Source organism: Brevibacterium sp. BRM-1 (assembly GCF_026802075.1).
Taxonomy (GTDB): Bacteria; Actinomycetota; Actinomycetes; order Actinomycetales; family Brevibacteriaceae; genus Brevibacterium; species Brevibacterium rongguiense.
On sequence record NZ_CP113788.1, the window covers coordinates 2,477,995 to 2,492,327 of the forward strand.

General features: G+C 67.3%; 7 protein-coding genes and 3 rRNA genes. 5 read left to right on the forward strand and 5 right to left on the reverse strand.

All coding sequences use genetic code 11. From position 1 onward, the window contains the following. The first annotated feature begins 98 nt into the window (after positions 1-98). From BRM1_RS10915 to rrf, 3 genes are all read left to right on the forward strand, one after another. Positions 99-1,630, forward strand: a 16S ribosomal RNA gene (locus BRM1_RS10915). Between the two features lie 527 nt (positions 1,631-2,157). Further along, a 23S ribosomal RNA gene (locus BRM1_RS10920) occupies positions 2,158-5,262 on the forward strand. A 201-nt stretch (positions 5,263-5,463) separates the two neighbouring features. Further along, a 5S ribosomal RNA gene (rrf, locus tag BRM1_RS10925) occupies positions 5,464-5,580 on the forward strand. Together the 16S, 23S and 5S rRNA genes form the textbook arrangement of a ribosomal RNA operon. Positions 5,581-6,102: 522 nt before the next feature. Here rrf and BRM1_RS10930 read toward each other — a convergent pair. The 5 genes from BRM1_RS10930 to BRM1_RS10950 form a co-directional block, all read right to left on the reverse strand. Continuing rightward, on the reverse strand, positions 6,103-7,158 hold the full coding sequence (locus BRM1_RS10930; protein WP_202411078.1) for a cupin domain-containing protein: 1,056 nt from the start codon (positions 7,156-7,158) through the stop codon (positions 6,103-6,105). A gap of 83 nt (positions 7,159-7,241) precedes the next feature. Next, positions 7,242-8,219 (reverse strand): alpha/beta hydrolase, encoded by a 978-nt coding sequence (locus BRM1_RS10935; RefSeq protein ID WP_268525864.1) that lies wholly within the window; start codon positions 8,217-8,219, stop codon positions 7,242-7,244. Then, entirely contained in the window at positions 8,216-10,075 is a 1,860-nt protein-coding gene (locus BRM1_RS10940) for an FAD-dependent monooxygenase (RefSeq protein ID WP_268525867.1), read from the reverse strand. Before BRM1_RS10940 ends, BRM1_RS10935 begins: the two co-directional genes overlap by 4 nt. Further along, positions 10,072-11,349, reverse strand: coding sequence for an MFS transporter (locus BRM1_RS10945; protein WP_268525870.1), 1,278 nt, complete (start codon positions 11,347-11,349; stop codon positions 10,072-10,074). Before BRM1_RS10945 ends, BRM1_RS10940 begins: the two co-directional genes overlap by 4 nt. A 27-nt stretch (positions 11,350-11,376) precedes the next feature. Beyond that, positions 11,377-12,231, reverse strand: coding sequence for a fumarylacetoacetate hydrolase family protein (locus BRM1_RS10950; RefSeq protein ID WP_268525873.1), 855 nt, complete (start codon positions 12,229-12,231; stop codon positions 11,377-11,379). Positions 12,232-12,290: 59 nt separating this feature from the next. Between BRM1_RS10950 and BRM1_RS10955 the strand changes: the two genes are divergently transcribed. Both BRM1_RS10955 and BRM1_RS10960 read left to right on the forward strand, forming a co-directional pair. Then, positions 12,291-12,992, forward strand: coding sequence for a FadR/GntR family transcriptional regulator (locus tag BRM1_RS10955; protein WP_268525876.1), 702 nt, complete (start codon positions 12,291-12,293; stop codon positions 12,990-12,992). A 68-nt stretch (positions 12,993-13,060) separates the two neighbouring features. Next, positions 13,061-14,314 (forward strand): DUF3500 domain-containing protein, encoded by a 1,254-nt coding sequence (locus tag BRM1_RS10960; protein ID WP_268525878.1) that lies wholly within the window; start codon positions 13,061-13,063, stop codon positions 14,312-14,314. Positions 14,315-14,333 lie beyond the last annotated feature (19 nt).

Sequence of the window (14,333 nt, forward strand, 5' to 3'; positions counted from 1 at the left end):
GGACACCCGGCTGCCTGCCCTTTGTGGTGGGTTGGTGGGGTGTTGTTCTTGTCAGTGATTCTTGTGTCGGCTGGGGTCTTTTTTGACTCGCACATTTTTTTGTGGAGAGTTTGATCCTGGCTCAGGACGAACGCTGGCGGCGTGCTTAACACATGCAAGTCGAACGCTGAAGCCTGGTGCTTGCACTGGGTGGATGAGTGGCGAACGGGTGAGTAACACGTGAGTAACCTGCCCCTGACTCTGGGATAAGCCCGGGAAACTGGGTCTAATACCGGATATGACGCGCTGCCGCATGGTGGTGTGTGGAAAGTTTTTTCGGTTGGGGATGGGCTCGCGGCCTATCAGCTTGTTGGTGGGGTGATGGCCTACCAAGGCGACGACGGGTAGCCGGCCTGAGAGGGCGACCGGCCACACTGGGACTGAGACACGGCCCAGACTCCTACGGGAGGCAGCAGTGGGGAATATTGCACAATGGGCGCAAGCCTGATGCAGCGACGCCGCGTGGGGGATGACGGCCTTCGGGTTGTAAACCTCTTTCAGTAGGGAACAAGCCCCTTCGGGGGTGAGGGTACCTGCAGAAGAAGTACCGGCTAACTACGTGCCAGCAGCCGCGGTAATACGTAGGGTACAAGCGTTGTCCGGAATTATTGGGCGTAAAGAGCTCGTAGGTGGTCTGTCGCGTCTGCTGTGGAAACGCATCGCTCAACGGTGCGCGTGCAGTGGGTACGGGCGGACTGGAGTGCAGTAGGGGAGTCTGGAATTCCTGGTGTAGCGGTGAAATGCGCAGATATCAGGAGGAACACCGGTGGCGAAGGCGGGACTCTGGGCTGTAACTGACGCTGAGGAGCGAAAGCATGGGGAGCGAACAGGATTAGATACCCTGGTAGTCCATGCCGTAAACGTTGGGCACTAGGTGTGGGGTCCATTCCACGGATTCCGTGCCGTAGCTAACGCATTAAGTGCCCCGCCTGGGGAGTACGGCCGCAAGGCTAAAACTCAAAGGAATTGACGGGGGCCCGCACAAGCGGCGGAGCATGCGGATTAATTCGATGCAACGCGAAGAACCTTACCAAGGCTTGACATGCACTGGACCGGATCAGAGATGGTTCTTCCCTTTGTGGCCGGTGCACAGGTGGTGCATGGTTGTCGTCAGCTCGTGTCGTGAGATGTTGGGTTAAGTCCCGCAACGAGCGCAACCCTCGTTCTATGTTGCCAGCACGTGATGGTGGGAACTCATAGGAGACTGCCGGGGTCAACTCGGAGGAAGGTGGGGATGACGTCAAATCATCATGCCCTTTATGTCTTGGGCTTCACGCATGCTACAATGGTCGGTACAGAGGGTTGCGATGCCGTGAGGCGGAGCGAATCCCATAAAGCCGGCCTCAGTTCGGATCGTAGTCTGCAACTCGACTACGTGAAGTCGGAGTCGCTAGTAATCGCAGATCAGCAACGCTGCGGTGAATACGTTCCCGGGCCTTGTACACACCGCCCGTCAAGTCACGAAAGTCGGTAACACCCGAAGCCGGTGGCCCAACACTTTGTGGGGGAGCCGTCGAAGGTGGGACTGGTGATTGGGACTAAGTCGTAACAAGGTAGCCGTACCGGAAGGTGCGGCTGGATCACCTCCTTTCTAAGGAGCTGTCACTGATAGCCGCGCGCGGCCTGCCCCTCTTTGTGGGGTGGGTGTTGGTGTGTGGTGGTGGCGCCGTCTGCTCGCCCGTTCGTGGTGGGGGCGGTTGCTCATGGGTGGAACGTCGTAGGAGGCGCCCTTTTTGTGGGGGGTGTGTGTGCGCTGCTGGTCGTGGATGGCTGGTGGCGTGTGCTGCTGTGTGTGTGCGGATGCGCTGTTGGGTCCTGGGAGAACAGGCCCCCCTTGTTGTGTGGGGGTGTGTTGTCCGGGATGCCGCCGCCTGGCGCGGGGCTGGCCTGTGGCTGGTTCTTGTGTGGGTGTGTGGTGGTTGTGTGGTTTGTCAATAGTGGACGCGAGCATCTGGATGTCGCGCGTGTGTGCCCCCTGTCGTGTGGTGGTGCTGCCCTGTGTTTGCGGGGTGGTTCTGCTGTCGGGTGGGTGTGGGCGTGGCGGCATTCTGTGATTTTGTTGTTGTAAGTGTTTCTTGTGTTATCCGACTCGCTGCCCCCTTGTTTTGTGTGGGGTGGTGGTGAGTGTACAAGGGCGCATGGTGGATGCCTTGGCATCAGGAGCCGATGAAGGACGTGGCAACCTGCGATAAGCCTCGGGGAGTTGGTAAGCGAACGGTGATCCGAGGGTGTCCGAATGGGGAAACCCGGCTGTGTGTTGTGCGCAGTCACCCGTGTCTGAATGTATAGGGCATGTGGAGGGAACGTGGGGAAGTGAAACATCTCAGTACCCATAGGAGAAGAAAATAAGAATGATTCCGTGAGTAGTGGCGAGCGAAAGCGGAGGAGCCTAAACCGTGTGTGTGTCAAGCGTGTCGGCGTTGCATGTGCGGTGTTGTGGGGCTGCTTGTGGGGATTCGGCATGGTCCCCGCGTGGGTGCGTGTGCGTAGTCGAATGATCTGGGAAGGTCGACCGGAGTGGGTGAGAGTCCCGTAGGCGAAACGTGTGCGTGCTGCGTTGAGTGGTTCCCGAGTAGGACGGGACTCGTGTAATCCCGTGTGAATCTGCCAGGACCACCTGGTAAGGCTGAATACTTCCTGATGACCGATAGCGGATCAGTACCGTGAGGGAATGGTGAAAAGTACCCCGGGAGGGGAGTGAAAGAGTACCTGAAACCGTGTGCCTACAATCCGTCAGAGCCTCCTTTGTTGGGGTGATGGCGTGCCTTTTGAAGAATGAGCCTGCGAGTTAGTGGTGCGTGGCGAGGTTAACCCGTGTGGGGGAGCCGTAGCGAAAGCGAGTCCGAAGAGGGCGTTTGAGTCGCGTGTCCTAGACCCGAAGCGGAGTGATCTAGCCATGGGCAGGGTGAAGCGTCGGTAAGACGTCGTGGAGGCCCGAACCCACTTCAGTTGAAAATGGAGGGGATGACCTGTGGTTAGGGGTGAAAGGCCAATCAAACTCTGTGATAGCTGGTTCTCCCCGAAATGCATTTAGGTGCAGCGTTGCGTGGTTCTTGCTGGAGGTAGAGCTACTGGATGGCTGATGGGCCCCACCGGGTTACTGACGTCAACCAAACTCCGAATGCCGGTAAGTGTCAGCGTGGCAGTGAGACTGCGGGGGATAAGCTTCGTAGTCGAGAGGGAAACAGCCCAGACCATCAACTAAGGCCCCTAAGCGTGTGCTCAGTGGGAAAGGATGTGGAGTTGCGAAGACAACCAGGAGGTTGGCTTAGAAGCAGCCATCCTTGAAAGAGTGCGTAATAGCTCACTGGTCAAGTGATTCTGCGCCGATAATGTAGCGGGGCTTAAGCACACCGCCGAAGTTGTGGCAGCGCCATGTATAGCCCTAACGGGTGTGGTGCTGGGTAGGGGAGCGTCGTGTGGCCGGTGAAGTCGTCGAGTGATCGAGCGGTGGAGGCTATGCGAGTGAGAATGCAGGCATGAGTAGCGAATGACGGGTGGGAAACCCGTCCGCCGGATGACCAAGGGTTCCAGGGCTAGGCTAATCCGCCCTGGGTAAGTCGGGACCTAAGGCGAGGCCGACAGGCGTAGTCGATGGACAACGGGTTGATATTCCCGTACCGGCGAAGAACCGTCCGTACCGAGGCGTGTGAGACTAACCGCCCAAGCCTCCACCGGGGACTCTTTGAGTTCTTGTGTGGGTGGTGATGGTGGGACCTGAGCGCGTAGTAGGTAAGCGTATTAACAGGTGTGACGCAGGAAGGTAGTCGGGCCCAGCGATGGTTGTCTGGGTCTAAGGCTGTAGGGTGTCCGGTTGGCAAATCCGCCGGGCGTGAGCCTGAGAGCTGATGGGCGCCCCATTTTGTGGGGTGATCCGATGATCCTATGCTGCCGAGAAAAGCATCGGCGTGAGGTTCGAGCCGCCCGTACCCCAAACCGACTCAGGTGGTCAGGTAGAGAATACTGAGGCGATCGAGAGAATCGTGGTTAAGGAACTCGGCAAAATGCCCCCGTAACTTCGGGAGAAGGGGGGCCGCCCCCGTGAAGCCGCCTTTGCGTGGTGATGTGTGGGTGGTGGCCGCAGAGACCAGAGAGAAGCGACTGTTTACTAAAAACACAGGTCCGTGCGAAGTCGTAAGACGATGTATACGGACTGACGCCTGCCCGGTGCTGGAAGGTTAAGAGGACCTGTTAAACACCTTTGGGTGTTGAAGCGGAGAATTTAAGCCCCAGTAAACGGCGGTGGTAACTATAACCATCCTAAGGTAGCGAAATTCCTTGTCGGGTAAGTTCCGACCTGCACGAATGGCGTAACGACTTCTCTGCTGTCTCAACCGCGAACTCGGCGAAATTGCATTACGAGTAAAGATGCTCGTTACGCGCAGCAGGACGGAAAGACCCCGAGACCTTCACTATAGTTTGGTATTGGTGTTCGGTGTGGCTTGTGTAGGATAGGTGGGAGACGTTGATGCGGCATCGCTAGGTGTTGTGGAGTCGTTGTTGAAATACCACTCTGGCCATTCTGGATTCCTTAACTTCGGACCCTGATCGGGTTCAGGGACAGTGCCTGATGGGTAGTTTAACTGGGGCGGTTGCCTCCTAAAGAGTAACGGAGGCGCCCAAAGGTTCCCTCAGCCTGGTTGGCAATCAGGTGTCGAGTGTAAGTGCACAAGGGAGCTTGACTGTGAGACGGACGTGTCGAGCAGGAGCGAAAGCTGGGACTAGTGACCCGGCCGTGGATTGTGGAATCGCGGTCGCTCAACGGATAAAAGGTACCTCGGGGATAACAGGCTGATCTTGCCCAAGAGTCCATATCGACGGCATGGTTTGGCACCTCGATGTCGGCTCGTCGCATCCTGGGGCTGGAGTCGGTCCCAAGGGTTGGGCTGTTCGCCCATTAAAGCGGTACGCGAGCTGGGTTTAGAACGTCGTGAGACAGTTCGGTCCCTATCCGCTGCGTGCGTATGAAATCTGAGAAGGGCTGTCCTTAGTACGAGAGGACCGGGACGGACGAACCTCTGGTGTGCCAGTTGTACCGCCAGGTGCATGGCTGGTTGGCTACGTTCGGGATGGATAACCGCTGAAAGCATCTAAGTGGGAAGCCGGCTTCGAGATGAGATTTCGTTATTAGGTGCCCTAGAGATGATGGGGTTGATAGGCCAGATGTGGGAGCCCTGTGAGGGGTGGAGCTGACTGGTACTAATACGCCGATCACTCACCCATTACGTGCCTTCGCGTACTGTGACTGTTGCCCTGTTGTGGGGTGGTGGTTGTGGTGTGGGGGTTGCGGGTCGGGTAACACGAGTAAACACGTTTCGACTGTCATGGTTGGTGTTCGCGTCCACTGTTTTGGCATTGCCGTATCCCGGTGTGCTCCCTTGTTTGCTGCCTGTTGGGCGGTGGTGTGGGGGTGTCCCGTGTTTTTGCGGTGGTGAGAGTGTTGGGGAAACGCCCGGTTCCATTCCGAACCCGGAAGCTAAGCCTGATCACGCCGATGGTACTGCACCCGAGGGGGTGTGGGAGAGTAGGTCGCCGCCGCAATCCTCTTCGATTGGGGGGTCTTGTCGCTGCACAGCAGCGACAAGACCCCCCTTCTTTGTTTCCCCCCCTCGGGGGTTTTCGTTCGCCCCCGCGGCTGAGGGGTGCCCGTGGGCCCGTCCGGGGGCGCCTGGACTGCACGGTTGTTGCGCTGGCCCCGGGCCCGCGGTTACGGACCCGGTGGTGTGCCGGCTTCCCGTGTGGCTGGGGGCGGCGGGGTGCCGGCCCGAGTGCCTTGACTGCACGGTCGCAGGCGGCGGCCCGGGGGTGGCGGCCGCGTATCCGGTTCCGTGCCGGCGTTTCACGCGGCTGGGGGACGGCAGGGGGCCTGCTGGGCGCATGCGCACGGCACGGGCCGCCCGCCCGGGGGTGATGGTCGGCCTGGTTCAGGACGTGTGCGGGGGGCCCGAGGCACGCTACGACGACGTGTCGCTCGGTCCGCCACGTGCCACGGGGTGGCCGACGGGTCGCCCGGTCCGGCACCCGGCGCGGGGTGATGGTGGTGCGCCTGCCGGGCGTGCTGGTTCAGGCAGTGTGCGGGGGCGGCCCGACGACGACGAGGTCGAGTTCGGCCTGCGCCCGCGCGAACCCCTCGGCTGGGAAGTGCGGCTGCCCGCCCTCCTCGTGCACGATCGCCTCGGTCGGTGTGTTCATGTACTCGAAGAATGGCTCGAAGACGGGGGGCGTGAGGAGCCCGAGCATGTGCGTATTGTTCCCCCGCAGGGAGAAGGAGTGGATGGTGCCCGCCGGGGCGTGGAGGAAGTCTCCGGGCCCCAGGACGATCTCCGTGCCGTTGGCGTAGAGGCCCACCCTGCCGGCCAGGCAGAGGAAGTTCTCCGAGTGCTCCCGGTGGAAGTGCAGCGGGATGTAGGGCGCCTTCGCCCCGCGCGTGTCCATGGCGAAGAAGCGCCCGCCGGTGTTCCGCGCCCGCACGGGGTAGGCGTTGATCTGCTGGTAGGTCTCATAGCGATCACCGCCGCCCGCCTTCGTGGCGAACGGCTCGGCGCCCCCGGGCAGGCCGGCGCGGGGCGGCAGCGGTCGCCCGTCCGCGTCGGCCTCGACGAGGTGCACACCCGCCGCGTCCGCGAGCTCCGCGGCCAGCAGGGCGGAGAATGTCCGGGCGGGGCGGCGCGTGAAGACGTGGGAGGCTGTCGGGGTGCCGGCGCGCTCAGCGAGGCGCTGCAGCCAGTCATCGGTGGTGTAGAGGTAGAAGGAGTTGAGCGCGGCGCCCGCCGCGAGCGCGAAGGGCGTGCGCTCGGGTATCGAGGCCGAGTCGCCCCCGATGAGGCGCTGGGTCCCGGTCTCGAAGCGGATGGTCAGCTCGCCCTCGAGCACATGGATGAACGTGTGGCCCGGCACGGTCATGAACGGACTCGCGGAGCCGCCGGGCAGGTCGATCCGCTGCAGCGAGAACTCGCCGGCGGTGTCGCAGTGCCGTGCCATCGTCGTCGCGTGCCAGTCCCCGAGGTCCGTGTGCAGCCCTCCCCCGGACGTGAGGGCGTAGGGCGCGAGGTGGCCGGGCAGGTCGTCGATGAGCGCGCTCATCTGCTGGACGCTCTCCCAGTCGAATGCGGGTGCCATGTGCTGTCCTTCCGGTGGGTGGAATGCTCCTGAGGGTGCGTCGCCCCTGGGGGCGGTGGCGGGCGCGGTGCCGCTGGTGGTCCTTACGCGCGCTGCAGGTGGTGGGCGAAGAAGTCTCCGATGAGCTCGAACGAGGCTGGCCGCCCCTGGGGGTCGAATCCGCCGCGGCGCTCGGCCCGGAACTCCGCCTCCGGTTCGGCGGCCAGGCGGCCGTTGTCCAGGCGGATCCCGGGCCCCAGCTCCTCCACGGTGCCGGGGTTGAGGAACCCGTGGCCGAACCCTTCGACGAGGTAGAGGAGCGAATGGCCGCCTGCGGCAGCGAGGTGCTCGTGGAGGGCGCGCGACTGCTCGGGCGGCACGAGCGCGTCCGCGGTGCCGTGCAGGATGAAGAACGGCGGTGGGCGGCGCTGCGGCTCGAGGCGGGCCGGACTCGCCAGGCGGCCGCGCTGCAGGAGGGCCGCGTGCTCGGCCGCGCTCGTCGCGGGGCCGCCGAGCAGATCCTCCTCCGGGCTTGTCCGCTCGTGGGGGCGCCCGGGGGCCCACGGCCCCAGCAGCTCGTCGATGAGCGAGGGCGGGTAGCCCACGACCGCGCACGCGACCGAGGTGTCCGCCGGATCGTCCTGCGCTGGACACTGCTGCGCACCGGCACGGGGCGCAGCCGCGCTCAGCGCGGTGAACGCCGCGACGTGGCCCCCGGCCGATGAGCCCCAGAGTCCGATCCGCGCGGGGTCGAGGCGCAGGCGCCCGGCCTGCGCGCGCAGCCAGCGCAGGGCCCGCCGCAGGTCGCAGACCTGTGCCGGGTGCCGCCAGCGCGGTGCGAGCCGGTAGTCGATGCTCGCCATCGCAAAACCGCGCGCGGCGAAGTGCGCGTCGAAGTCGGGGCGCGCGGTGCGGTCCTGGAGCCGCCAGCCGCCGCCGTGGAGCCATACGATGACCGGCCACCCGGCGGATGGGGGCGGTCCTGGGGGCGTGACGAGGTCGAGGAGCAGGTCCGGATGCTCGGGTGAGAAGGCCGCGGTGTGCGGTTCGGCCCCGCGGGGTGCAGGTGCGGCACCGGTCATGAGGGCTCCCGGGTCTCCGCCTGCGCTGAGGGGCGACCGACCGCGCGCAGCAGGGCCGCGATGATTGCAGCGCCGTCCTCCTCGCCGCCGGATTCCGCGTTCCGTCCCGACTGTGCCCCCGCTGCCAGCCGTGCCGCCACGTGGTGGTCGGGGCGCACGAGGACCGCCCTGGCCTCCCACGCGCCGCCGGCCGCTGCGGCGTCGGGGCCGGAGAGCTCGACGACTGTGAGCGGGATGCCCGCGGCCGCCGCCGCGGCGCGCACCTGTGAGGCGGTGCGGGCGCCGGACGGGGCGAGGGGTCCGGGAGCGGCCGGCGTCTTTTCGCCGGCCGGCCGGCCCTGCGCCTTCGCGGTGGGCCCGGAATCCGCCAGGAGGAACAGGGTGAAGCCGGTGACGAGGTCATAGGCGCTCGTGCCGTCGGCCAGGCGCAGGTGCGGAAGCAGCTGGCCGGGGCAGGCGGCGGGGGTGTAGACGATGGGATCCACCGGGGAGGTCGGCGCGCCGTCCGGAGTCACCCACGGCGAGGCCGTGTACTCGTAGCCGAACACGAGCCCCTCGGAGTGGAACTCGCTCGACTTCGCGGCCAGGGCCTCATGGGCGCTCTTGCGGGCGGCCCGGCCGGCCGGGGAATCGGCGGTGAGGTCGGCCGCCGCGAAGTCGGAGGCGAGCCGCGCGCCGTTGGCCGCCGCATCGGCGATCATCCGCGCGGCCACCGGGCGCCGTTCGGCCTCATAGCTGTCGAGCAGTTCCGGATCGGCCCAGCCCTGTTCCACCGCGGCGATCTTCCACGCCAGATTGTCCGCGTCCCCCACGCACGTGTTGAACCCGTGCCCGCCCCACGGCGGGTTGAGGTGCGCGGCGTCGCCCACGAGGAACACGCTGCGGTGCGCTGCGGGAGATGTGTAGTGGTCGGCCAGCAGCATGCGGGCGGTCCAGGGGTCGGAGGCGAGCACGTCGACGTCGAGGTCGGCGCCCACCCCGGCGAGCTCGCGCACGAAGTCCGCCGCCACCGCGTCGTCATGGGGATCATCGCACCCCTGGAGGATCGTCCACCAGGTCCCGTCCTGATCGAGCTGGCCGATCATCCCGGGGCGCTCACCGACCACCCACCACTGCACGGCATCGGGGATGCGCACCCGCTCGCGCAGCAGCCGCGAGCGGAAGACGATGTTGAAGTTGGGCCTGGGCGCCGAGGTGCCGGCCAGCGAGAGCCCCAGCGACTTGCGCACGCGCGAGGAGCCCCCGTCGGCGCCGATGACGAAGCGGGCGCGTAGCTCGCGGACCTCCTCCGCCGCCGCGCCCGAGGCCGCGGTTCCACCGTGGGCTGGTGGCACCTGGCCGGCCGGCCCCGCCGCCGCGCCCACCATGAGGACGGCGCCCAGCGCATCGGCGCGCACGCCGCGCGCCTCGACCCCGGTCACGAAGGTGATGAGTGCCTCCGCGGCGACGGCCTCGCGCAGCACCTCCTCGACGACGGGCTGGGGGATCTGCTGCCCGCACTCCGGCGCCGGGCCGTAGGCGTGCTGCGCGAGTTGGAACGCCCCGTGGAAGCGGCGCAGCTCATAGCCGGCCAGGCCGGTGCAGAACACGACGTCCTGCGAGTAGCTCACCGGCAGCGCGGCAGCCGCGCGGATGCGCTCGGCCAGCCCCAGGCCGCGCAGGAGCGTCATGGTCCTGGCGTTCGTCGTCTTGGCCCGCGGCCGCAGCCGATCGACTTGCGTGCGCGGCTCCACGATGACCGAGGCGATGCCGGCCCGGGCGAGCGAGAGCGCGGCGAACATCCCCGAGGGCCCGCCGCCGGCGATCGCGACGGCGGTCGACTCGGGCAGGGCAGCGAGTCCGTGGGCGGCCGTCATGCGGTGACCTCCTCGGGGGCCGCGGAAGCGGGCTGCGCGGCCGACCTGCGAGCGCGCCGGGGCAGGAGCACCGCGACGAGCAGGCCCAGGAAGGCCGGGATCGCGAAGCACAGGGCAGCGGCGGGGGGACCGCCGAGGCCGGCCGCGAATGCGCCGTAGGCGGGTCCGGCGATGGCGCCGAGGCGGCCGACCGCGAGCGCCCAGCCGAGGCCCGTGGCGCGCACCCCGTCGGGGTAGTACTGCGCGATGTGGTCGTTGAGGACGTTCTGCGTGGCCATGCCCCCGCAGCCGGCGAGGAAGATCGCGAAGAGGAGGAGGCCATGCGAGGCGGTGGCGAGCACGATGAGGAGTGCGATCACCGCGGCGGTGAAGCCGCAGACGACCATGCGCTTGGGCGAGCTGCGCTGGGCGGTGAACGAGGCCGCGACGGTGCCCACGATCGAGCCCAGCGAGTAGACCGCGAGGAAGCCGATCGACGAGCCCATGCTGAAGCCCGCGGACTGCATGATGACGGGCAGCCACGTGGTCAGGCCGAACATCGTGAGCATGCTGGCGAAGCAGGCCGCCCAGATGAGCAGCGTGCCGCGCCGTGTGCCCGGTCCCATGAGCTGCGCGAGCCCGAGGGCGCGGGGTGCCGGGGCGGGGCCGGAGCCACCGGCCTCGGTACCGGGACCCGGAGCCGGGCGCGCGGCGGCGCGCCGGAAACCGGGGGATTCGGGCAGCAGCGCCCAGGCCAGCGCGAAGACGAGGAACGACAGGCCGCCCAGCGCGTAGACGGGCCGGACCCCCGCGTGGCCGACGAGGCCGAAGGCGCTCAGCGCTCCCAGTAGCGAGCCGATCGGGGGACCGGTGAGCACGGCGCCGACTGCCAGAGAGGTGCGGCCCGCCGGGGCGAACTCCGCTGCGATGGCGACGGCCGTGGGCAGCACGCCTCCCACGCCCAGGCACGTGAGGATGCGGAAGGCGGCGAAGACGGCGAAGGTGGGGGCCATCGCGCACAGCACCATGCCGACGCTGAACAGGCCGAGCGAGACCAGCAGCAGCCGCCTGCGGCCCAGCCGGTCGGTCAGGATGCCGGCGGCGAGCGAGCCGAGTAGCATGCCGACGAGGGAGAGGCTGGCCACCGCGGCGCCCGTCGACTTCGTCACGCCCCACTCGGGGTCGGCGAGGAAGCCGGGCAGCGTGGCTCCGTAGACGTAGAGGTCATACCCGTCGCTGAGCAGCGCGGCCCAGCAGATGAAGAGGACGACGAGCACGGGGGTGCGAGTGCGCATGGGGGCTCCTTTGCCGTGGGCGCGTGGTCAGCCGCGCGTGCGCGCGGCGCTGTCCGTGATGGGGTTGGCGAGGACTCCGAGGCGCTCGGCCTCGACGCTGACCTCGTCGCCCGGCTGCAGCAGCCACGGGGGAGTGCGCGAATAGCCCACGCCCTCCGGGGTGCCGGTGGCGAGCACGTCCCCGGCCCGCAGCGTCAGCGTGTGCGAGATGAGCGAGAGGGTGCTGCCCACGTCGTAGACGAGGTCGCGGGTGTTGCCGTCCTGGACGATCTCGCCGTTGACGCGGGTGACCACGCGCAGGCCGTCGCGCAGATCGCCCACCTCGTCCGCCGGGACCAGCGGGCCGAGGGGGCCGGAGAGGTCGCCGTTCTTCCCGAGGATCCACTGCGAGGACAGCTTCTGCGCCCTGCGGCTCGTGATGTCGTTGAATGCCGCGTAGCCGACGACGGCGGCGAGGGCCTCATCCGGGTCGGCATCGACGAGGTCTGTCCCCACGAACGCCGCGACCTCGCCTTCCCAGTCGAGGCCGGCCTCGTTCGAGGGCACCGGCACCGGGGTGCCGGCGACGGTGAGCGAGCGCGTCCACCGGGCGAAGAGGGTGGGGTATTCGGGGAAGGCCTCGCCGCTGTACGAGCCCTCCGCGTGGTGCTTGCGGTAGTTGAGCCCGATGCAGATCACGCGGGCATCCGGCAGCACCGGGGGCACGACGGCGAAGTCGGCCACGCGGACGCGCTCGCCCTCCGCTCGGCCCGCCCGCTCGATGTGGCCGGCCGGGTCCTCCCAGAACTCCGCGAGGCCGCCGAGGACCAGCGCCTCGGAATCCGTGACCCGGTCCGCGACCGTGATGGCGCCCTGTGCGTCGGCGAGGCCGATCAGCTTCATCGCTGCACTCCCAAGGTAAAAGACTTAAACATATGCATGTTTTGTGGTTGGATAGGAATATGGCACAGATCACGAGTGAAGTCCAGCTCACCGCCCAGGGCCGCCCGCAGTCCCGGGCGGAGCAGCTGGCCGATGCGATCCGGTCCGCGATCGGCGAGCGCGGCCTCGGCGCCGGCGACTTCTTCGGCACGCTCGAATCGATCCGCGAGCAGACGGGCCTTGCCCGCACCACCGTGGGCGAGGCGGTCAAGCTGCTGCGCGACCGCGGCGTGCTGGTCGTGCGCCCCGGCCGCCGCGGCGGCCTGTTCGTGGCCCGCACGACGCCGCTGGTGCGCCTGCGCCACACGCTCATGGACGTCGACGAGGACCCGTCGACCATCGCCGACGCGATCGAGCTGCGCGAAAGCCTGGAGGAACTCATCGCGGTGCGCGCCGCTGCCCACCGCACCGATGAGGACGTGCGCGCGCTGCGGGAGCTGCTCGCGCACATGGAGGCCGCTGCCACCTGGGACGACTTCATGCACGGCAACTGGGAGCTGCACCGGCGGATCGCGCTCATCTGCCCCAACCTCATGGCCCGCACCGTCTACGAGAGCACCCTGGGCTTCCTCACCGGCGGCCGCGCGCGGCAGGCCGGTGACGTGGCCGCCGACTACTGGGAGGCCCGCCTGGACGTCCACCGCCGCCTCGTCGCCGCGATCGCCACCGGCGACAGCGGCGCCGTGCGCGCGGCGGTGGCCGCCCACGCCGCCCCGGTCTGAGCGGGCATCGCCCAACCCGCCCGCACCTCCGCTGTCGCCCGCCGTCTGCGCTTCGAAGGAGAATCGCCATGGTCCAGCCGCCCGCCCCCTATCGCCAGTTCCTGTTTCCCCCCGGCCATCCGCGCATCGAGGAGCTCAAGGGCCTCGACGCCTATGAGTACCGCGAGGTCGCCCGCCGGCCGGGCACCTTCACCGGGGGTCTCGTCGAGGGATGGACCCCGCACTACCTCGAGGACTTCACCGGTGTGACCAGCGACGGCGCCCTGGTCGAGGGCCTCTACCCGCTGGAGCCCGCACGCGCGGGGGAGGAGGCCCCGGTGGCCGCCATGGTCGCGGCGGCCCGGACCCTGCTCGAGATCGCCGACGACGACCAGCGCGCCCGGCTGCAGCATGCCGTGGACGCGTCCGAGTGGCAGACCTGGGCGAATCCGGAGTTCATGCAGTTCGACACGGGTGTGCGCCTCGAGTTCGCCTCCCCGGAGTTCCGGACCGCGGCACTCGCGCTCGTGCAGGCGAGCCTGAGTCCCCAGGGGTGGGAGCTGACGCGGAACATGATGCGCATCAACGGGTTCTTGGGCGAGGTCGTGGGCCTGCCGAACATCCTGGGTGACTACTCCTACAACATCGCCCTCTACGGGAAGCCGGATGAGCGCCAGCCGTGGGGCTGGCAGCTCTTCGGCCACCACTGCGCGGTCAACTGCCTGGTGGTGGAGGGCCGCATGACGGTGGGCCCCGTCTTCCACGGTGCCGAGCCCAACGAGATCGATGCGGGCCCCGAGGCGGGCCTGCGCACGTTCGACGACCGCGTCGACGCGGGCACGGACGTCATGGCGCGGCTCACCGCGCAGGAGAGGGACGCCGCCGTGCTCTACGCGAACATGGTGGATCCCGCCATGCCGGAGGGCCGTGTCCATCCCGGAGACGAGCGCCATCTTGCCGGGGCGTTCCAGGACAACAGGGTCATCCCCTATGAGGGCCTGGCGCTGGCCGATGCCTCCGAGGACGTGCGCGCGGCGGTCATGCGCCTGGTCGAGACATTCCTCGTCGTGCTGCCCGAGGGCCCGCGCGCGGCGAAGCGGCGCGAGGTCGCCGAGCACCTGGGGCAGTCCTGGTTCTGCTGGATCGGCGGGACGCAGCCCGGGGACGTGTTCTACTACCGGTTCCAATCCCCGGTCCTCATCGCGGAGCTGGACCATCACTGCGGGGTGTTCCTCGACTACGACGTCCCCCAGCGCTTCCACGTCCACACCGTGATGCGCACGCCCAACGGCAACGACTACGGGCGCGCGTGGGTGCGCCAGTGGCAGGCCGCGCACGGCTAGGGGATCGCGTGGGGGCGGG

What these genes read in the sequence shown, in the direction of transcription:
- BRM1_RS10930 (WP_202411078.1), bottom strand. Translation starts at nt 7,158, where the DNA reads ATGGCACCCGCATTCGACTGGGAGAGCGTCCAGCAGATGAGCGCGCTC.
- BRM1_RS10940 (WP_268525867.1), bottom strand. Translation starts at nt 10,075, where the DNA reads ATGACGGCCGCCCACGGACTCGCTGCCCTGCCCGAGTCGACCGCCGTC.
- BRM1_RS10935 (WP_268525864.1), bottom strand. Translation starts at nt 8,219, where the DNA reads ATGACCGGTGCCGCACCTGCACCCCGCGGGGCCGAACCGCACACCGCG.
- BRM1_RS10945 (WP_268525870.1), bottom strand. Translation starts at nt 11,349, where the DNA reads ATGCGCACTCGCACCCCCGTGCTCGTCGTCCTCTTCATCTGCTGGGCC.
- BRM1_RS10955 (WP_268525876.1), top strand. Translation starts at nt 12,291, where the DNA reads ATGGCACAGATCACGAGTGAAGTCCAGCTCACCGCCCAGGGCCGCCCG.
- BRM1_RS10950 (WP_268525873.1), bottom strand. Translation starts at nt 12,231, where the DNA reads ATGAAGCTGATCGGCCTCGCCGACGCACAGGGCGCCATCACGGTCGCG.
- BRM1_RS10960 (WP_268525878.1), top strand. Translation starts at nt 13,061, where the DNA reads ATGGTCCAGCCGCCCGCCCCCTATCGCCAGTTCCTGTTTCCCCCCGGC.